Annotated in this window: 18 protein-coding genes and 6 tRNA genes; 3 read left to right on the plus strand and 21 right to left on the minus strand. The window is 42.4% G+C overall.

Features of this window, described 5'->3' with window-relative positions; genetic code table 11:
• Positions 1–5 precede the first annotated feature (5 nt).
• The 8 genes from FTU00_RS12960 to FTU00_RS12995 form a co-directional block, all read right to left on the minus strand.
• Positions 6–79 (minus strand) — tRNA-Trp (locus FTU00_RS12960).
• Positions 80–112: 33 nt separating this feature from the next.
• Positions 113–197 (minus strand) — tRNA-Leu (locus FTU00_RS12965).
• A gap of 353 nt (positions 198–550) precedes the next feature.
• Positions 551–636 (minus strand) — tRNA-Leu (locus FTU00_RS12970).
• 384 nt (positions 637–1,020) lie between these two features.
• Positions 1,021–1,105: transfer RNA gene (locus FTU00_RS12975), tRNA-Leu, on the minus strand.
• 39 nt (positions 1,106–1,144) lie between these two features.
• A tRNA-Trp gene (locus FTU00_RS12980) sits at positions 1,145–1,218 on the minus strand.
• A gap of 33 nt (positions 1,219–1,251) precedes the next feature.
• A tRNA-Leu gene (locus FTU00_RS12985) sits at positions 1,252–1,336 on the minus strand.
• Between the two features lie 107 nt (positions 1,337–1,443).
• Positions 1,444–2,265 (minus strand): serine/threonine protein kinase, encoded by an 822-nt coding sequence (locus FTU00_RS12990; RefSeq protein WP_257229811.1) that lies wholly within the window; start codon positions 2,263–2,265, stop codon positions 1,444–1,446.
• The gene (locus FTU00_RS12995; protein ID WP_180179858.1) at positions 2,255–3,763 is read right to left on the minus strand and encodes a DUF3336 domain-containing protein; all 1,509 of its coding nucleotides are present in this window, start codon (positions 3,761–3,763) and stop codon (positions 2,255–2,257) included. The genes FTU00_RS12990 and FTU00_RS12995 overlap by 11 nt, the downstream gene beginning before the upstream one ends.
• Positions 3,764–3,952: 189 nt before the next feature.
• On the opposite strand from FTU00_RS12995, the gene FTU00_RS13000 reads away from it, so the two are divergent.
• A complete protein-coding gene (locus tag FTU00_RS13000) occupies positions 3,953–4,825 on the plus strand; it encodes an ATP-binding protein (RefSeq protein ID WP_180179859.1) in 873 nt (290 codons plus the stop codon).
• A 57-nt stretch (positions 4,826–4,882) separates the two neighbouring features.
• Here the strand turns inward: FTU00_RS13000 and FTU00_RS13005 are convergent, their stop codons facing one another.
• From FTU00_RS13005 to tsaD, 3 genes are all read right to left on the minus strand, one after another.
• The gene (locus FTU00_RS13005) at positions 4,883–5,926 is read right to left on the minus strand and encodes a hypothetical protein (RefSeq protein ID WP_180179860.1); all 1,044 of its coding nucleotides are present in this window, start codon (positions 5,924–5,926) and stop codon (positions 4,883–4,885) included.
• A gap of 532 nt (positions 5,927–6,458) precedes the next feature.
• Positions 6,459–7,397 (minus strand): sensor domain-containing diguanylate cyclase, encoded by a 939-nt coding sequence (locus FTU00_RS13010; protein ID WP_180179861.1) that lies wholly within the window; start codon positions 7,395–7,397, stop codon positions 6,459–6,461.
• A gap of 209 nt (positions 7,398–7,606) precedes the next feature.
• Positions 7,607–8,623, minus strand: a complete 1,017-nt coding sequence (tsaD, locus tag FTU00_RS13015) for a tRNA (adenosine(37)-N6)-threonylcarbamoyltransferase complex transferase subunit TsaD (protein WP_004782431.1) — start codon at positions 8,621–8,623, stop codon at positions 7,607–7,609.
• A 146-nt stretch (positions 8,624–8,769) separates the two neighbouring features.
• On the opposite strand from tsaD, the gene rpsU reads away from it, so the two are divergent.
• Both rpsU and FTU00_RS13025 read left to right on the plus strand, forming a co-directional pair.
• On the plus strand, positions 8,770–8,985 hold the full coding sequence (gene rpsU / locus FTU00_RS13020) for a 30S ribosomal protein S21 (protein WP_001136722.1): 216 nt from the start codon (positions 8,770–8,772) through the stop codon (positions 8,983–8,985).
• 33 nt (positions 8,986–9,018) lie between these two features.
• Positions 9,019–9,465, plus strand: coding sequence for a GatB/YqeY domain-containing protein (locus FTU00_RS13025; protein WP_004782432.1), 447 nt, complete (start codon positions 9,019–9,021; stop codon positions 9,463–9,465).
• An 80-nt stretch (positions 9,466–9,545) separates the two neighbouring features.
• On the opposite strand, the gene FTU00_RS13030 is transcribed toward FTU00_RS13025, so the two are convergent.
• From FTU00_RS13030 to gspL, 10 genes are all read right to left on the minus strand, one after another.
• Complete coding sequence (locus FTU00_RS13030; RefSeq protein ID WP_004782434.1) at positions 9,546–9,905, minus strand: hypothetical protein; 360 nt, start codon at positions 9,903–9,905, stop codon at positions 9,546–9,548.
• 101 nt (positions 9,906–10,006) lie between these two features.
• Entirely contained in the window at positions 10,007–11,449 is a 1,443-nt protein-coding gene (locus FTU00_RS13035) for a M48 family metalloprotease (protein ID WP_180179862.1), read from the minus strand.
• A gap of 85 nt (positions 11,450–11,534) precedes the next feature.
• The gene (locus FTU00_RS13040; RefSeq protein ID WP_180179863.1) at positions 11,535–12,515 is read right to left on the minus strand and encodes a D-glycerate dehydrogenase; all 981 of its coding nucleotides are present in this window, start codon (positions 12,513–12,515) and stop codon (positions 11,535–11,537) included.
• A 22-nt stretch (positions 12,516–12,537) separates the two neighbouring features.
• Positions 12,538–13,185: a hypothetical protein gene (locus FTU00_RS13045; protein ID WP_180179864.1), complete on the minus strand. Its 648-nt coding sequence runs from the start codon at positions 13,183–13,185 to the stop codon at positions 12,538–12,540.
• Between the two features lie 209 nt (positions 13,186–13,394).
• Positions 13,395–15,284: a M48 family metalloprotease gene (locus FTU00_RS13050; RefSeq protein ID WP_180130592.1), complete on the minus strand. Its 1,890-nt coding sequence runs from the start codon at positions 15,282–15,284 to the stop codon at positions 13,395–13,397.
• Positions 15,285–15,375: 91 nt separating this feature from the next.
• Positions 15,376–16,911, minus strand: coding sequence for an amidophosphoribosyltransferase (gene purF, locus FTU00_RS13055; protein ID WP_004782444.1), 1,536 nt, complete (start codon positions 16,909–16,911; stop codon positions 15,376–15,378).
• Positions 16,912–16,935: 24 nt separating this feature from the next.
• On the minus strand, positions 16,936–17,517 hold the full coding sequence (locus FTU00_RS13060) for a CvpA family protein (RefSeq protein WP_005235088.1): 582 nt from the start codon (positions 17,515–17,517) through the stop codon (positions 16,936–16,938).
• A 5-nt stretch (positions 17,518–17,522) separates the two neighbouring features.
• Positions 17,523–18,524, minus strand: a complete 1,002-nt coding sequence (locus tag FTU00_RS13065) for a quinone-dependent dihydroorotate dehydrogenase (protein WP_005235085.1) — start codon at positions 18,522–18,524, stop codon at positions 17,523–17,525.
• Between the two features lie 90 nt (positions 18,525–18,614).
• The gene (gene gspM / locus FTU00_RS13070) at positions 18,615–19,094 is read right to left on the minus strand and encodes a type II secretion system protein GspM (RefSeq protein WP_004782448.1); all 480 of its coding nucleotides are present in this window, start codon (positions 19,092–19,094) and stop codon (positions 18,615–18,617) included.
• A complete protein-coding gene (gspL, locus tag FTU00_RS13075) occupies positions 19,094–20,236 on the minus strand; it encodes a type II secretion system protein GspL (protein ID WP_180179865.1) in 1,143 nt (380 codons plus the stop codon). The genes gspM and gspL overlap by 1 nt, the downstream gene beginning before the upstream one ends.

The following is a 20,236-nucleotide window of genomic DNA, read 5'->3' on the forward strand; positions in this document are numbered from 1 at the left end:
AACTTTGGCAGAGGATCAAGGATTCGAACCTTGACGAACGGTTTTGGAGACCGTCATGCTACCATTACACCAATCCTCTACTCGGCCATTTTACTCAATCTCTTGAGTAAATTGGTGGGGACGGAGAGACTCGAACTCTCACACCTCGCGGCGCTGGAACCTAAATCCAGTGCGTCTACCAATTTCGCCACGTCCCCGATGGCTGTGTATATTATAGAGATAGCAGGTCATTGACAAGTGATTTTACAAGCAATCACTGCCTATTCCGCTATAAATTAAACAGTTAATACAATTTTTTTATTTTTTATAAGATTTAACAAGAAAACTCAGCCTTATGAGGTTTCTTTGCTACTGCTTTGAACTTAATCTCTAAGCTTGTCTAGCTCAGTCTCAGCAGATCAGACCTCTAGAACCTCACTTATCTTGATCGAGCATGTTGTTTAAACAATAAATGAATCCAATACAAAGAATAAAAAGCCAAGCCAATAAAAATGTCGCACTAAATTTCAGGCAAAAAAAAAACAAGGCATTAACCTTGTTTCTTCATATATGGTGGGGATAGAGAGACTCGAACTCTCACGCCCAGAAGGCGCTGCGACCTGAACACAGTGCGTCTACCAATTCCGCCATATCCCCGTGGCTGTGTATATTATAGCGATCGCATCTGCTTGACAAGCGATTCTATGATCAACTCGGTGTTTTTATATCAAAAATTAATCAGTTAATTCTTTGATGATTAAATACTGGCTTATTTTTAATAAAACCGCTTAATTTCATTTCTCCAATTTAAAAAATCAAGTTATTTGAAAGAGTGCTGAATATTAATTTTAATAGTGTTTAGATCAGCCAATTGATTGGATATTTTAAAGGACTTCCCTCTTCTCACCTTCACTGATACTTAGTTTGAGTATTTAAAATCTACTGATCGAAAGTAAGCGAATAATGAAAATGAGATTAAAAGATGGCTCAGCCTTAAATTCCAGGCAAAAAAAAACAAGGCATCAACCTTGTCTCTTTTGATGGTGGGGACGGAGAGACTCGAACTCTCACACCTCGCGGCGCTGGAACCTAAATCCAGTGCGTCTACCAATTTCGCCACGTCCCCATCAGGGTACCAACTTAGTGTCGGACTTTTTTCAAAATTTGGCAGAGGATCAAGGATTCGAACCTTGACGAACGGTTTTGGAGACCGTCATGCTACCATTACACCAATCCTCTACTCGGCCATTTTACTCAATCTCTTGAGTAAATTGGTGGGGACGGAGAGACTCGAACTCTCACACCTCGCGGCGCTGGAACCTAAATCCAGTGCGTCTACCAATTTCGCCACGTCCCCGATGGCTGTGTATACTATAGGGATCAATTTCACCTGACAAGCTCTTTTTAAGAAAAAACCACTCGTTTGATTAAATAAAAAACAATATGCAATTTATTGTATTTTTCTCATGCAATTTCAGTAAGTAAGGCCTGTTTTACGGCCTTGAAATCAGACAATCTATCTCGTGAATGCTTTCGAAGCATGTTTTGTATCGGGCTTTGCAAAGCTTGGAATTGTGTAGGTAGCTCAGGTTTAAAACGCTGACAGTGCAATAAGGCCCAATCCTGATAATCTGTCGCTTCTAGGCGCTGCCCTGTAAGCCATTCATAAAAAATGATACCCAGCGCATAAACTTCACTCTGTAGCGACTTGGCTTGCCCTTGAAATAGTTCAGGTGCCATATAACGTGGTGTAGCGTTCATTGCTTGGTTTAAAGAATTGATTGGCTGAACTTGCTCAAAATCGATCAAACAGACCCATTTCTGATAAATAACAAAATGCTCTCGTTTGAGATCAGCATACAGATACCCGAGTTCTTGTAAGCTTATCAACGGTTCTAATGCTCGTAGCATATGCTGACGAATTTCTTGAATCGAGAACAGCTTAGGACATATATCAAAATGTGCTGGCGCATTAGGTAAGATCAAAGCCTGATTGAAAAATTCATCTCCAATCTGAAACGGCTTTCGAATAATTTGATGCTGAAGCATGAAAGCCTTACCTTCTTTCCTACCATAAGCTTCATAAAAATCCAGCTCATGACTTAAGCCAGCCTGGGCATGCTGAGAAATAGCCGTTGAATCCAGATTCTGGGTTTTCAACCACAATGCTGACCTGGTCTCAGGATTAAATTCTAGATAATAAAGACGGCGACCAAAACCCAGACTTCGGGCTTTGGTCTTAAGCTGGAAATTAAGCTGATGCAGATTGGTGGGGTTAAGTAACAATATATTCCTGCTTGGCATTTGGAGCATGCTGGTAATTTAGCAGTTCCAGACAATGCTGAATAGTTTTACCTACCCGCTCCTGAGTTTCGATCAGGGAGATTTTTGGCCAGGTCGCCCGCTCACCTTCACGCTGCAACACCTTGAACAAATGCGGACGAGGATTTTGCAGCATATAGCTATAATGACGCAGGCTATATTTACCGACAATATTGACATCACCATAATAGCGTTGATCCACTACGCCATAACCATGGTCCAGCAAACGGCGGACTGGTGGCAAACTGCCCGCATGCTCACGGGCAAAATCCATAATGCCTTTGGTAAATACCACACTCTGACGGCGTACAATGCGTTTCGGCCAGCTTAAAGTCCCTTTACGGAAGCGTGAAATATCATCCTGCATAAAAGGCACAATGTGCGGATTGGCCTGACTGGCAATGGTGTAATTGATATTGTATAGCCGCGCCATTTTCTCCTGCGGGAAATCGCTACGGACACTGCCATCTACCCAGCGTGTCGCCCCCATATAAGGCGTATATTGTCCATCATGACGTTTACTGGTGAGACGTACCGGCGGGAACAGAATTGGCACGGCACAAGATGCCAGCACTGCACTCCAGACCAGTACATCTGGAGAGGTATAGGCATTCATGATCCGGGCATCTTGCGCCGCATCATAAGGTGCGACTGCAATATTGATATGTAGACCGGAAGTTTTTAGTGCTTCTTCAAAGGTCATATCTCCCAAGTTTTCGATCAGGAATTTTTTCAGGTATTTGACATCCGCCAGACCACCATTACCCTTCATTAATTCACTCATGGTACGGAAATGAAAGGCTTCATGGAAAAAGTTATGGCCTTTTAAAATATCTACATACTGCGCGGGTTTGGAGACGCCCAACATCGCGGTCATAATTGCACCAGCACTGGAACCCGACATCACTCGAGGTAACAGATCCTGTTCCATTAGCGCCTTACATACACCGGTATGAAATAAGCCGAGTGTTGCACCGCCCGAGAACATTAAAGCTGGCTGACCATAAGCCCGTTGGCAGTGCTCAAAATATTCAATTTTTTCTTCTAGAGTCAGACAGGTACATTGTGCAGAAGCAATATAAGCCAGGCCCAGACTGACTTCTTCCACATAATCTTCAATAATTTTTTTAGTGCCGACATAAGTGACGGTAAACAATAAAGGATGGGCAATATTGGCAATATCGTAACTCAGTCCTTCACGCAGGATATACATCAGGTCACGAGTACGTTTCTGCTGACGGTAACGTCTTAATTTCCCCAGTCGATGCGCAATCACTTCGGCATCAAAATACGGTGAACTATTATCCAGTTTCCATTCTTGTGCCCCAGATTCTTCATCGATCTTTAAGGCAATATATTTCCATTCTTCGTAAGTTTCAGTCTGTTGCAATTGCTGCTTCAGCTTTTTAATACGATAGGCCTGATGTGGATTGATATCCTGAGTAAAATCTTTAAACAGCATCTGCCCTCTTCCCTATATTGTAATTTTCAGACATCCTGCAGCCATGAACAAAAAACAGGCATCTATTTTCTTTGTACTACAATAACGAAAATTCACCACTTTAAGCAAATTATCACACTTTCCAGACTTTGACTGTGAATTTTACAGTGATAGTATTCTAGCCATAATTGTAAAAGTACTGCTCAAATCATGGCGAAAATTGATTTACCTGACAATATCTTAAATGCTCTTTCCACTGTTCTTCTCCAGCTCCAGCAAAGTCTGCCTAAATTAAAACAAAGTCCTGATTTTTCTGCTTATGCCTATAAATGGCAGGCTGGAGAACTCAAACCCATTCACCAGCTCAAACAGATTGAACTGGCAGATTTAAAAGGTATTGAGCGACAAAAAGAAAAAGTCATTCAGAATACTTTGCAGTTTCTAAAAGGATTACCTGCCAATGATGTCTTACTGACTGGCTCTCGCGGTACAGGCAAATCTTCGATTGTGCGTGCCTTGTTGACTGAATATGCAGATCAGGGTCTACGCCTGATCGAAATTGAACGCGATGATTTGTCAGATCTTCCACAAATTCAGCAACTGATCGCCGGTCGTCCGGAAAAGTTTATTGTCTATTGTGATGACTTGGCCTTCAATGCGGAAGATGAAAACTATCGCAGTCTGAAAAGTGTGCTAGATGGTTCATTACAGTCCGGTTCCAGTAATTTTGTGATTTATGCGACCAGTAACCGTCGTCATTTATTGCCGGAGTTCATGCATGAAAATACCCCGGTAACCAAAGTGGATGTACCGCAATATACGGAATTACATCCACAGGAAGCCATTGAAGAGAAAATTTCCTTGTCGGATCGTTTTGGTTTATGGCTGTCGTTCTACCCAATGGATCAAAACCTATATCTGGAAATTGTCGAGCATTATCTGAAAAAGGCAGATATGCAACTGACAGCTGAAGCCCGTGCTGAAGCATTACGCTGGTGTCAGGCGCGTGGTCAACGCTCAGGTCGCGCAGCCTATCAGTTCTCTAAACACTGGATTGGTTCGCAGCAGTTGAATTCTCTGTAAATTCTTTCCCAAAATAAAAAAAGCTCCATGATGGAGCTTTTTTTATAAGGTTAGTTCTTATTTTTTATTGCCAATAATCGTAGACCACAGTAGGTCATCCAGCTCACTGCCATTGAAATAGACAGTTGCTTTTAAGGATTCAGGCTGATTCTGTTTGACCTCAATCACCTGATCATAACTATCAGTAATTTTAAGCACACCCTCTTTTGGCAGATGCTTATAATTATTCAACACCGTTTCGTCCATCTTGAACGGTGTAGTCGTATTAAAATCAAAACTATAACGGTAATCCGCCAGATTGGGTTGACCAATAATGCTGCCGCTGCTGGTTAAGGTACGAATACCATTACTGCCACTACCATAGTCATCTACAAGGCTATAGTTGTAATTACGCACCAGTAAGTATTCCTTGCTCAGCTCATCATACTCAGCGCCAGATTTACCCGCATTCTTGTCTTCCGCTACACGCTGAAATTCCAGACGTTCAATTTTATAGCTTTCCAATGCACCTAGATTGTTTTTGCTTTTGGTATGAACAATCGTACCTGAAATCAGATAGTCATCTTTTAGATTAAAATCAACATTGGAACCATAACGTACATTGCTAAAGGTCAAGGTCGTAGTATCACCATTGACTGTCTGGGTAATGGTTGAATCTTTGCGATAGGTTTTATCCAGAACAATACAGTTATTTTTATCTGTTTTTAATTTAAAGGTTTTCACCGCACCATTGGTATTCACCTCCGAACAGATCAGATTTGGATACTTGATGCTATTCACACCCAGATTATAAATCTTGATAATACGGCCCGTGCGTCCATAAGGATAATCCGCAAACACCTCACCAATCATATGGCCTAACGCAACGTTATAGTCCGTATCATTACTGGTGCTATTGTTAATTTTGTCGCGGATTTTATCGATGATATCGCGACCCTCAAAAGGAATAAATTCTTCTGAAAGTTCAGGAGAAATACTCTCCTCTGGAACATTTGGCGGTGTGGTCACTGTAGGATTATCTGAACTACCTCCACTGCCACCACATGCTGTAAGCAAGCCTGAAACCAAAACCAGCCCAAAGAATGATATCTGCTTTTTCATAAAATTTTATTCCCTAGAATTTCTTTGCATTTATATTCAATGAGAATGAAAGATGGGCGTATTAAAATCACACAATACAAACCCAATAACTGTCGATCATATTTTTTCTGGACAGTATTTCTTACACTCTAATCGTGCTTTATCTTTTAATAAATCAGGGATTAACTCTGTAATTTTAATGTATATTTCAAATAACAATGATCATAAGAAAATAAGATGTTACTTCTAGAGCTATGTCTTATTAACCCTCATACCAACTCTTAGAAATCAACTAAAATAACGCATATTTACTTTGAAACAATACTTATAGAATTTGTAACCATTAGGTTAAAAAGTCGAAAAGTTATCCTTGGAATAGCTAGGTTTAAAGAAGAACTTAGATTGCTTCTAGACAAGTAAACTTTGAAGGAAAATTAAGAAAATAGGAATAAAAAGAAATTAATTATTTCCATTTATTGTGGGCTCAAAATTTGGCAGTTCACCCCTGAATATTCTCAGGCACATCTTTAAAAATATTAAAAATCCAAAATATTTAAACAGACTTTTTCCAGCGCTTGTACTCAAACATATTTTTGTCTGCTTGCCACTGTGCCTCAACTAAGCCAGTCGTTGGATGACGCATCGCCATACCAAATGCAGCTTCAATTTTTGCTTCGGCAAAGGCTTCAATTAAACGATCAAGCAAACGCTCAGCTCCCGCTTTATCATTTTCTATGCTCAGGATTACGAATTCATCGCCACCGATACGCGCCACAATATCATTGCTACGTATATTTTCCTGAAGGACTTGTGCTGTATGCTGAATTAATTGATCGCCTTCTTTGTGCCCCAGACTATCATTCACTTTTTTCAGGTCATTCAAGTCTATAAATAAGATCGCAGCAGGATGACCATACTGTTTGCAACGTTCTTCTTCTGCCTCTAGCAGTTTCTCCCAGGCACGACGGTTATATAATCCAGTCAATTCATCCTTACTGGCTTGTTGCTGTAGCAGTTCTTGCTGACGGATTTGCTCATTCTGACGCAATTCAGCTTGTAAGATTGAGCTCAAAAGCTTGCTAAATAACTCGACCATCGCCAGATCCTGAATGATGGCATCTGACTTGGCTTCAGGATCAACCGCACATAATGTTCCGAATAGACTGCCATCTTCCTTGAATAGCGGCTGTCCAATATAGGATTTGATGCAGAAATGCTGGTTAATTGGCGCAGTCGCATATAAAGGAATTTCTTCAGAGCGAGGCGCGATTCTTGGTCCTTTGCCTGTGACCATATGACAGCAGAAAGAATTGGCCCATTCAAATACCTGACCTGGCTGGACAGCATAGCCATGATCTTCGCTTTGCAGCACAATCCAGTCATTGTCTTCTACCCGGGTGATCATCCATAAATTAAAGCCAAAATGCTGATGCAGATATTTTAAAACTGCCTGTCCCGCATCCTGAAAACCTTTAAAACTGATATTATCCATCCGAAATAGTCTCTGCATCATTCCGCATATAATAGAGTGGGATTTCTATATTATTAAACTATTTTACGGTATCAATAAGAAAATACTTACTGTGGTAGAGTTAAAATAATTAATTTATTAATATTATTTGTTGAATATTTCTACTCCACAAAAGCAATCTAATAAAAAAAGAGGCTTAAGGCCCCTTTTCTTCATCCTGAATCTTTAAATCAAGCTTCTGCCGGATTCGTCAATTCTGTCATTGGCCAACGTGGAGTTGTGGTCACAGCCAAACCATCTTGCTGTCCGGCTTTTAGACGTTGATAACCCGCAAAGGCAATCATCGCACCATTATCGGTACACAGCGCAGGTTCTGCATAGTACACGGTGGCTTTGATTTTCGCCAAGTCTGCTTCCAGGCGTTCACGTAAACGCTTGTTGGCACTTACACCACCAGCAATCACCAGACGTTTTAAGCCAGTCTGTTTCAATGCCTTCACTGATTTTTTAACAAGTGTATCGACAATGGCTTCCTGGAAGCTCGCAGCGATATCTGCATCACGTCTTTCTTCACCGAGTTTCTTCATTTGAACAGAAACTGCAGTTTTTAAACCACTGAATGAAAACTCCAAACCTTGATGCAGCATTGGACGTGGGAAAGCAAAGGCGTTCGGATCGCCCTGCTCAGCTAGTCTGGAAATATTCGGGCCGCCCGGATATGGCAGACCCATCATTTTCGCAACTTTATCAAATGCTTCACCCGCCGCATCATCAATCGATTCACCGAGTAATTCATATTGTCCAATGCCATAAGCGGCCATGAGCTGTGAGTGACCACCAGACACCAGTAATGCCACAAATGGAAATTCTGGTGGCGTTTTAGAAAGTAATGGCGCCAGCATATGACCTTCCATATGGTGCACACCAATTGCCGGTTTATTTAAGGCAAAGGCCAAAGTCCGACCAAACAGTGCGCCAGTCATTAACGCGCCCATCAGGCCCGGACCACGGGTATAGGCCACCGCATCAATTTCTGATTTTTTGATGCCACTTTGTTCAAGCAGTTCATTCAATAAGGGAATGAGTTTACGCACATGGTCGCGCGAAGCCAGTTCTGGTACGACGCCGCCATATTCAGCATGCAGTTTAATCTGGCTGTACAGCACCTGTCCGCGCAAACCCAACTCGCTGTCATACAGCGCAAGTCCTGTTTCATCACACGACGTTTCCAAGCCTAAAACGATCATTAAACTGCCTATAACCTGTATCAAATCTATTGCAGCAACTATTATAGACTTGTGATATGAGATGTAAATGAGTAAAATACTGACCTTCACTTGTGATCGAGGGCAATTCGGCCCTGATCTTATCCATAACTTAATGAGGATTCTTCATGCCACAAGTTAAATTGAAAGAAGGCGAACCAGTAGACGTAGCTATCCGTCGTTTCAAACGTTCATGCGAAAAAGCGGGTGTTCTTGCTGACGTTCGTAAACGTGAATTCTACGAAAAACCAACTCAAGAACGTAAACGTAAAAAAGCTGCTGCTGTTAAACGCTACCAAAAGAAATTGGCGCGTGAATCAGTACGTACTACTCGCCTTTACTAAGATTAATTTGTGATTGACTGCTTGGAATAAATAATGACTACTTTAAAAAACCAGATTACTGACGTATTGAAAGCCACCATGCGTGCCAAAGATATGTCAAAGTTGACGGTCATTCGTAGTCTGCAAGCAGCAATTAAGCAAATCGAAGTCGATGAGCGTAAAGAACTTGACGATGCTCAAGTTCTTGCGGTCATTGAAAAGCAAATTAAACAACGTAAAGAATCGATCAAAGCCTTTGAAGGCGCTGGTCGAGATGATTTAGCTAGTAAGGAACAAGCCGAAGTTGAGGTTCTCTCTCAATTTCTACCAGAAGCTATGACTGAGGAAGAACTTGATTCCCTGATTGCGCAAATAATTGAAGCGCAACAAGCTACTAGCATGAAAGATATGGGTAAGGTGATGAATTCTCTGCGTCCGCTCATAGCCGGGCGCGCCGATCCTGCACAAGTTTCAGCAAAAATTAAAGCAAAACTTGCTTAATTCCCCCATTATATTTCAAATCTAAATCTGCGTTGAACTGCCTCCATTCCGGACAGTTCTCAGCATTTTCTTATTTATTCTTACTGTAAATTACAATCCACATTATAACGTTTCAGCAACTGCATCTCTTTTGAAGATTTTACCTGCAGTATGACATCCTGCTTGCCTACATTTTGATACTGACGATCCAGATAAGCCCGGTTCTGGTCTGCCGCTTTATATAAACGATCCACATAGCGCTGCACAATCGCGCAAAACTGCTGATTCTGCGATGCGCTAAAACCCTGCTGCTGTGGATTTAAACCTTTTAAAAACTGGCGTGATTCTTTTTGATAATCAGCATTAATCTGCTCAACGGACTGTACGTATTCTGCTGCACTAGCCGCCAATACATTACCGCCGTACCCCAATATCAATAAACCCAATAATATTTTTTTCATAAAATAATTAAAATAGACAACTTAGCTTTGCCCGGATTGTAGCGTGATTTAGTGAACTTCGGCTATATCTACTGAAGCTAAAAATCATTAGAAAAATAGACTTAAATTTTAAACTGTCGCGTTTGCTGCATCTGTTTTAAACGCTGGCCAATCGTTGCCGATAAAGACTGATTGCCTTTGCTGATGCGTTGAGCATGTATTAAGGACTTAATCGCAGTTTCTTCATAGCCTGACCAGTACTCCACTTCAGCCCGATAACGCAAGACATTCGCGGCTTTTATCGATGAATCAGGTGCTGCATTCGCTGCCAGTTGCATTAATCTCCAGCCACTAACATCACGGGTATTGCTATTTAAAAAGCGCTGCACAATCGTTCTGGCCTGATCAGGCTGTTTAGCACGAATCAGGGTTTCAGCATATTTATAATTTAAAGCACGGTTTTCCGGCATGATCCGTGCGGCTGAACTAATGCTTTTTAGCGCATTATCCAGCTGATTTTGCCCCAGATAAATATCAGTCTGAAATAACACCTGCAAAGGATGCATTTTATTGTGCTTTTTGGCTTGATCCAGTGCGACTTGTGCCGCCTGAAAATCTCCCAGTTGAAGCTGATAAGCCGTTAAAGCCAGCTGACCAGGAAAATCATTACGTTGCACCATTAAGTTGAGCTGTTGTTCAGTAGTCTGACGTGACAGTACCCGTGTATACCATTTAATGATTTCAAAATCCTGATCATTTAAATTACGCTTAACCGCAGGCAGCTGATTGGCGCGCAAACGTGCTTCACTCATACGCTCAGTAGTTAGAGGATGCGTCAGCCAGAAATCAGGCATAAAGCTTAAACGGCTAGTGGAACGATGCATCACTTCAAAGAAATCCGCCATACTGTGCGGACTATAGCCGGCAGCATACATATATTGCATCCCGATCCGGTCCGCCTCACGTTCCTGATTACGGCTATAAGTTAATTGCTGATCAAGTAGTGCTGCCTGAGAACCCATCATCACTGCTGCACCGGCATCACCATCTGCCTGTGAAGCGACTAATGCACCCACCAGAATCCCTGCTAGGGCCAACAGTCCTTGTCCTTTAAAGGTTTCTTGCGAACGACTGTAATGACGTTGTGTAACATGTGCAATTTCATGTGCCATCACCCCTGCCACTTCGTCTGTATTCCGGGCTGAATTAATCAAACCCGCATTCAGGGCAAATAACCCACCAGGTACCGCAAAGGCATTAATTTGCGGATCATTGATTACCATTAACCCAATCGGCTGCTGTAATTTGGTCTGACTGAGAATGTGGGAAAATATGGAAAGTAACTGATCTTCAAGCCATGGATTCTGAATCACAGGCATTTGTTTCTGGACTTGACGATAGACCTTTTCGCCGATCATTTGTTCTTTTTGCTGATCGATCAATCCGACGCCCGCACCAATATCCGGTACAGAAAATTGTGCAGCAGGCTGATTAAAATAATTATTATCACTATGTCCTGCCGTTGCACACAGACCTAACCCGCACGCCAATACCAAACGTTTCAATGAAAAATCTCTAAAATTCAGTTTCAACCTGTTTCGAATATAGCATCGAAAAATGAGCATAGATGCAGGAAAATGTTATTTAATATTACTTAGATGAACCAATTACTTGAGGATTCACCACATAGCGTGGCACCCGCCCTTCAAGTGCATCGACCAGATTCTGATAAGCCAGCTCAGCCATTTTTCGACGCGTCGCCACTGTGGCCGAACCGACATGGGGCAAGGTAATGACATTATCCAGCTCAAATAATTCTGATTCTTTTAAAGGCTCTTTCTCATAGACATCCAGACCCGCAGCAAAGATTTGGTTGGCTTTTAAAGCTTCGATCAAAGCCTGCTCATCAATCACAGGCCCACGGGAGATATTTACCAGCACCGCATGTGGCTGCATCTGTGCCAGTTGTTCTGCTCCAATCAGTGCTTTTGACTCAGCATTTAAATCCACGGTAACCACCACGAAATCTGAGCGCTGCAAAAGCTCATTTAGAGAACAATACTGTGCACTGAGCCCTTGAGCCAATTCCGGTTTTTCATGGCGATTATGGTACAAGATATTCATATTGAAACCGTAAAATCCACGGCGTGCAACTGCTGCCCCAATATGCCCTAGCCCGATTATCCCCAGCGTTTTTCCGAAAATATCCATACCAAACTGTGCTTCACGTGTCGTGCGGTGCCATTGTCCCTGTTTGGTCCAGTGATCCAGATAAGCCACTTTGCGTGCAGCTGCCATTAATAGCGCAAATCCCAGATCTGCCGTGGTTTCAGTCAAGACATGTGGAGTATTGGTCAGATAGATATTTTTTTCATTCAGATAATCAACTTCATAGTTGTCATACCCTACACTGACACTCGAAATGATTTTAAGTCGGGTTGCTGGTGCCAGATTATCGCGATTGAGCAGTCGGCCTGCCCCAATCATGCCATCGGCATCGCGCACATGTTCCAGCAACTGTTCATGTACATTGCCCAGTTTCGGCTGTAAAGTTACTACATTAAAATTTTGTTCGAGTTTTTTCTGGACATCCTGATCGATCTGGCTAAATACAATCACTTTTTGCTTCATATGTCCCTATTCCACATCAATATTATTCTGAGTTCGCTGGCCTGTTTTGCATAAATTGCCATAAGCGTTTTTTAAGTATGGGCTGATCCAGCATTTCCTGTAAAGATGCCAGTTGAATCATTTTATTATGTGTCACATGCGGAATAGAGCCAAGGGAAATGATATTTTTTTCCAGGCTCATCATGTCCAGAAAACCCTGAATATAAGATTCAACACCTCGGCCATCTTGTAGATTCATCCATGGAAATGGCCAGTTTAATTCATAAAATTCACTTTGCAGAGCACGCTGGATATTGCTCCATAAATGCTGGGTTTGCTCGGTCATTTCTGTGGCATCGATGACAATCGTGCAATGTTCCAAGCTTAAAGCCTGCAAGTTGAATGGCGGAATATGCAGAATTTCCCGCTGTTCCTGAATTGATGCAACAATTACTGGTACTTCACTTTTAACTTCAGCTTTTGCTTCAACTGTAACAGGCTCAGGCGCAATTAAAGGAGCTTTTTCTACCGGAGCAATCTGAGTCGGTTGTGGCAGGATGATTTCGCTATGCAATTCTGCTGGGGCCTGATCACGCCAGATCGAAACCTGATGCTGCTGACATACGTCGCCCTTGGGAATCCAGATATCGATTCCTAATGTTGCCAGTATGTCACGCTGATGCCCAATCATCTTTTCTTCATCACCTATTTCAGGTCGAACATTTTAACGGGATTCGCTTTTCTTTGCCGAACTATTTCCAGCTTTTCACTCTCTATCTTGAGTCATTTTAACTCAGAATAGAAATCAATTTATAAGATTACTTTTTTCTACTGCAAGTTTGTTTATAGATCAGTTCTTGAAAGACTGGACTTAAATACATCTTATTAATTTAAAAAATACTAGATAATCATCAAGCTGTTTTTCTTAAGCATTTGCTGGGTAATTTCATTGGATTCAAAGCCCAAGCGCCAGTATAAAAGCTCCATCACATCCAGCTCATCCTGAGTCATGATCCGGTCGCTCCAGAGGCAAACTTCTGCAATTCCTAACATGCTCAGACGATCACGCAATAACAATCCGGCAATATCATTTAAAATCTCAGCCAAATCAATCGGCTCATCTGAGATTTCACTATACAGCTCAAGTTCTCTTGGGCTAAGAATACGATTTAAAATCTTTTCCCGAACCTCTAGCTGATTATCGCTGTTAATCTGCTGCACATGCAGCAAGGCATCAATCAGACGTACAATCTGTGGTTTGACCTCATCTAAAGACGTTGGCGTATGCATCGGCAGCAAATTCAGTTCATACTTCACCCGTTCTAGCAATAAAGCATCCAGCAAACCGATTTCACCATCTTCCTGAATAATCCTTGCCAGCTTCATTAAAAACTGCCGTGCCACCGTGGTAGGCATTCCACCAATATTTTTACAGGCCTGCTGGAAAATCGAGATATGTACCCGTCCATCCAGATTTAATAATGAATCAATAATCGCACGACTGACCTCTGCCTCGGTTGGAATAAACTCACGATATTGCCGGATCATCAGAATCGCGACCATCACCTCACGTGAACCGGTCGAAGTTTGCAAAGCACGCTCAATCAGTTCCGGACGCGGCATATTGGCACGTAGTTCAGGATTCAATGGCTTGATGGCATCTTTGATCGCAAAACTGATCGGAGACAAACGCAACAAAGGCAAAGGCTGTGGGGATTCCCAGACTGCTGTGCTTTCAGGCACGACATCTTCGAGTGAACGAAACAAACTAAACAAAGGCTGGTTTTTTAATTTCTTCAGATTTTCGAGCTGCAAATCCTGAATCAAAGCAGGATTTAATTCATAAATACGCTGATTAATATTCGGATGAATATTCAACCAGTTCTGTGGACTTAAAGAATTGGCAAAACACATATGTGAAATGGATTCGGCATATTCACTATAGATCTGTGATCCTGAATGATGCACATGAATGCGCAATAAAGTCTGAATATTGGCATCATTCTGAATCAGGCGTCGGGTTTTCTGGTCATTTTTATAGGTACGTCCGCCCAATGAAATATATTTAATAAAACGTGTAATCAAAATACCCAAGCTGCCAATCAACCAGATGACTGCTCCGATTGAGACATAGAAGGTTTCAAACTTGTTTTCCCGAGGTACATCATTTCGATAAAACCCCAACTTCGCAATCTTGCTGCCCCACTGGCTAAAAGTGGTCAGACTGCTATATAGAATTTTCAGGCGGGTATTTTCAGCTGTTTCACCAGATAGAATCTTGTTAAATTCATGACTGAGCAAGCCATAAAGTTCAATTTCATCAAGAGTTTGTAATGCACCCCAAGTCAGAATAATAGCAGTATCACGTGGACTAAAACCCGCTGTTAATGCATTGACCCCCACTTCATTCGGCAGGACATACATAGCTGGCGGTTCAATCAGGAACGTATCTGCCAGTTGAGTATTGATCCGTAGTGCAGCACTTTCTTCCGGAATACTTTCCATTTGGTTCAGTCGACGCGCGCCCATTTGCTGGGCTAAAGAATAGCCGCCGGCACGAAACGTATAAAATTCATAGATGACCGAAATAATCATCAAGAACAAAACCAGTGCTACCAGATAAGGACTAAGGACATGCCACCATATCGACTGGCCAGGATCAGCATAGAAAACAAACAGGCCAACCACTGTATTGATAATCAGAACTGTTAATAGTATCGCAATCAGACAAAAGCTGGCTAGCAATAGCATATTCTTGTTTTTGACCAAAGCATATCCTACGCTTTTCAATCTACCACCCTAACTGATCTGGTCTTTCCTTGGGCACATCATAAAACAAAAAAGCGGGAAATTCCCGCTTTTTCATCATGATTTTAATTGCTTAGACTTCGCGTACACCGGTCAGGTCAACTGATGCTGCATCAATATTCACATCAATAAAATTGTCGCCTTTTTTGGCGCCATCACTGCGTTTTTGCTCTAATTGATCGAGGTATTCAGCATTGATTCCACCTGCGACATACACACCATCAAATACAGAACAGTCAAATTCACGCAAATGAGGAACTTTTTTGGTACGTACTGCATCTTTCAGGTCTTCCAGATCCTGGAAAATCAGACGGTCAGCACCAATGATTTCACGGATTTCTTCTACACTGCGTTCAGAAGCGATCAGTTCAGATTTCGCCGGCATATCAATACCGTATACGTTTGGATATTTCACCATAGGTGCCGCAGAAGCGAAGAATACTTTTTTCGCACCCGCATCACGTGCCATCTGAATAATTTCATTACAAGTCGTACCACGCACAATCGAGTCATCGACCAGTAGAACGTTTTTGCCCTGGAACTCGAGCTCAACCGGGTTCAGTTTTTGACGTACTGATTTTTTACGCAGTTGCTGACCTGGCATAATGAAGGTACGACCGATATAACGGTTTTTCATGAAACCTTCACGGAATTTCACGCCTAGCATATTGGCTAATTCTAATGCCGAAGTACGCGAAGTATCCGGAATTGGAATCACCACATCGATGTCATGCTCATCGCCCCACTCGCGCAGGATTTTTTGTGCCAGTTTCTCACCCATTTTCAAACGGGCTTTATACACAGAGATCCCATCAATAGTTGCATCTGGACGAGCAAAGTACACATATTCAAAAATACATGGACGATATTCTGGATTCGCTGCACATTGCTGGGTAAAGAAATTACCGTCAGAATCAATGAAAACCGCTTCACCCGGTTCGATATCGCGTTCAACTTTGAAGCCTAGTGCCGTAATCGCTACAGATTCAGAAGCAATGATATATTCCATACCATTTTCTGTTTCGCGCGAACCATAAATTAATGGACGGATACCGTTTGGATCACGGAAGCCTACCAGACCTTGACCAGTAATCATCGCAACAACGGCATACCCACCTTTACAACGCTCATGTACACGCGTTACAGCCTGAAAAATATCTTCAGATGTTGGTACCAGCTTGCCACGTTTTTGTAATTCGTGCGCCAGTACGTTTAGTAGCACTTCTGAATCTGAATCAGTATTCATGTGACGCAGGTCAGTTTTAAACAGGTCGTCATGAATTTCTTCAGCATTGGTTAAGTTACCGTTATGCGCCAGCGTAATCCCATAAGGTGAGTTTACGTAAAATGGTTGCGCTTCGGCACTGCTTGAAGTACCCGCCGTTGGATAACGCACATGACCAATACCATAATTACCCTGTAAAGCACGCATATGACGGGTATGAAATACATCACGGACCATACCGACATCTTTACGCAGGAACAGACGGCCTTCCTGACAAGTCACAATCCCAGCTGCATCTTGTCCACGATGTTGTAACATCGTTAATGCATCAAACAACATTTGGTTAACAGGTGATTTACCAGCTATACCAACTACTCCACACATAGCAACCTCGCAGACAAGCTAGGATTAATAAAAAGGATTATTCGTTGACGCATCTGAACTCTTGGCCTTGGATGCCGGTTCAGATGAGGAATCTGAAGGTTTCTGTGCCCCTTCAGACTTGATATGTTGCAGGGCGCCATTTGCGGCTTCTTTGGAGAGCTCTGTTGCCCAAGGCGCATATGGCAATAAGACCTGTATAAATTTGGACTGCTTCCAGTGCGGCGAACTTTCCACCCAAGGGCCAATCCCCTGCATGGTAATCAGAACAATCAGCAAACCTTTCAGGCTGCCGAAAACACCGCCCGCAAGACGATTCAGCGGACCAAGTTTCAGGGTTTTTAAAATGCGGTTGAGCAGAAAGGTAACAATCCAGGTGAGTACCACAATCATCAGAACGATAAAGGCAAAGGCTGCAATCTTCTGTACCACTGGATCTGTACTGAGAGCAACCATTGAGGGCGCAAGTAGTGTTGAATATTTCGCCGCAATAATCAAGGCAAAAATCCATCCCACTAAGTTCGCAAAGGCTTTAATAAATCCTTGGCGCAAACCGTTGAGCCCTCCAATGAGCAAGATAATCAGTAGAAAGATATCAATGGCATTCATAGGATTTAAAGCGCGGCTACACAGTCTTTAACCAGTTCCGGCCCAGTATATATGAGGCCACTATAGACTTGTACAAGGCTTGCACCAGCTTTTTTCTTGGCCAGCGCATCCGCACCTGAAAGAATACCACCCACACCAATCAATGGAATTTGTCCCTTTAATTCCTCTGCAAATGCAGCCAGACATGCCGTGCTTTTCTCAAAGACTGGCGCGCCTGATAAACCGCCCGCTTCTTCTGCATGCTCCAGACCTTCCACACCTTCACGTGACAATGTGGTATTGGTCACGATCAGACCATCAATCTTGTATTGCAATAACTGCTTGGCAATAAAGGCAATATCTTCAGCTTCAAGATCCGGTGCAACTTTTAATACCAGAGGAACGTAATGCTGATGTTCCTGAGCCAGTTCCAGCTGACGATTCTTTAGCGTTTCCAGCAATTCAGTCAGTGCATCGCCACTTTGTAAACTGCGCAGGTTCTTGGTATTTGGAGAAGAAATATTAACGGTGATATAGGAAGCATAATTATAGACTTTTTCTAAACAAATAAGGTAATCATCTACTGCTTTTTCTACCGGAGTATCAGCGTTTTTACCGATATTGATTCCCAGTACACCTTTAAATTTTGCAGCTTTAACGTTTTCAATCAGTTTGTCCACACCATCATTATTAAAACCCATACGGTTAATAATCGCTTTGGCTTTCGGAAGACGGAATAAACGTGGATGAGGATTACCAGGTTGCGGGCGTGGAGTAATGGTACCAATTTCAATAAAACCAAAGCCTTGACTGGCCAAGGCATCAATATAGGCACCATTTTTATCTAACCCTGCTGCAAGACCGACCGGATTAGGAAATTCGATTCCCATACAGGTCACAGGTTTCACAGCAACATTTTGACGCATCATGCCCATTTTATGGGATGATTTTAATAGTGATAGTGTCAGCTCATGTGCACGCTCTGGTGCTAAAGAAAACAACAAAGGGCGGGCTAGAGAATACAACATATCTAGAAAAGTCTACTGCTTTTTAAGTCGGCATATTATAGGCATAGGCTGACAAAAAAACCATGCTTTGCAAATCTTTATTTTTACCAGTTATTGCACAGTCGCTGTTAATTTAATCTGCCCTGCTTCATTATTTAGTTCCATTTTCTCGATACTTAGCCCCATTTGTGCCAACTGTGTCAGGAAGTTGGCCAGCACAGAATAATTTTCATGAGACAGCATCAACTGAATTTTTCCATCCATTTGCTGTGATGCGACCGACAGCCCTTGTTGCTGAGCAATACGCTGCACTTTTTCTGCTGCATCTAATTGCAAGTCTCCTGCCGGCTTCATAGTAACAGCATTGCTTTGCATCCAGACCAGCGTATCTTTTAGATCATTTAAACGTTTCTGCTGGGTATCTGCTGCCTGATGCATTGCCCAGAGTGCACTCGCAACAGCGGTCACCAGCACAAAGATTGTGGTAAAGATTACCAGAATGCGTTCACGTGCTGACAAACGATCCAGATAATCGGTCAGTTTTTCAATTTGCAGATCCATGCGGTTCTGTAAGGTTTCAATAGCTTTCATTATTGTATTTTCACCAGTCCTACGGCGCCTGTTCCATTCGCCTGTATATTCCCCAATTCTACTTTAAAGCCCTGCTGCCCCAGTTGCTTGGTCAAAGTATTTAAACTTTCAGATGAATTGGACTGTAACTGCAGACTCAATCCAGACGGATCATAATTGACACGCTGTGCCACAATCTGGTTTTGCATCAACACCGGCCCGACTCGGCTAATGAGCTGCAAAGCCTGAGTATCCGCAGTCTGACTTTGACGAAGCTGGGCTTCAAACTGACTTTTAATATTCTGCTCAGTGACCGGATAATTTTGTCCGAACCAATATTTAAACTGGTCAATCGCCTGCATCGCAGTGGTATTGGCGACTTTTTTATATTGATACCAGCGCACCGCATCATAAGTAAACTGTAGTACTAAAATCCCAAGAAAAACCGCCGCACAGGCTTTCCAGTAACCGGAAACAGTATGATCCGATTTACCCTTTGGCAGGATATTAAATGGATGCTGTTTCGGTTTTTTTAGCATTGGCAACGTATATTGGAACGAGTTTAATTGTTCACGTGTTGCTACCGCTTCTAAACTGCTCATTTGTTCAGGGCTGAGATTGCTGACCTGATATTCCAGATCTTTAGACTGAAAATCCAGATAAAGGCTCAGATCATCCACTGACTGGCCGACATATTCAGCTTCACGTACCAGCAAATGCCCACCAATTTGTGCAATAACGCGCTGCTGCGCATGTTCAGGCACTGGCAAAACCAGAAAGTCTGGCAATAATGCAGCGAGTTTAACAGGAATCAAATTCAGGGCATGCTGCAAAGTTTCAACTGTAGAATTTGCAATCCCCAGAATACTGATCTGGTCAGGCTGCTGAAAATGATGCAGCACTTTCATGGTATCGACAGGCAGTACTACATATTCTTCTAACAGATATTTAATGCCATCATTGCCCATTTTTTTATATTGGCTCTTAGGCAAAGTCTGCTGCAAAATCTGCACATGACGACTTGGAAAAAAGACCGTCGCCTCTTCACCATGATAAGCCTGAATATCCTGAATCAGCTGCTCGAGTGTCGCAACAGCGTTCCAGAACTCCCCCTTTGACCATTGCCAAACCCCATTGGCTTCCGGCATCCATAAATACAACAT

Origin of the sequence: Acinetobacter sp. YH12041 (assembly GCF_013419975.1) — a bacterium.
Classification (GTDB): domain Bacteria; phylum Pseudomonadota; class Gammaproteobacteria; order Pseudomonadales; family Moraxellaceae; genus Acinetobacter.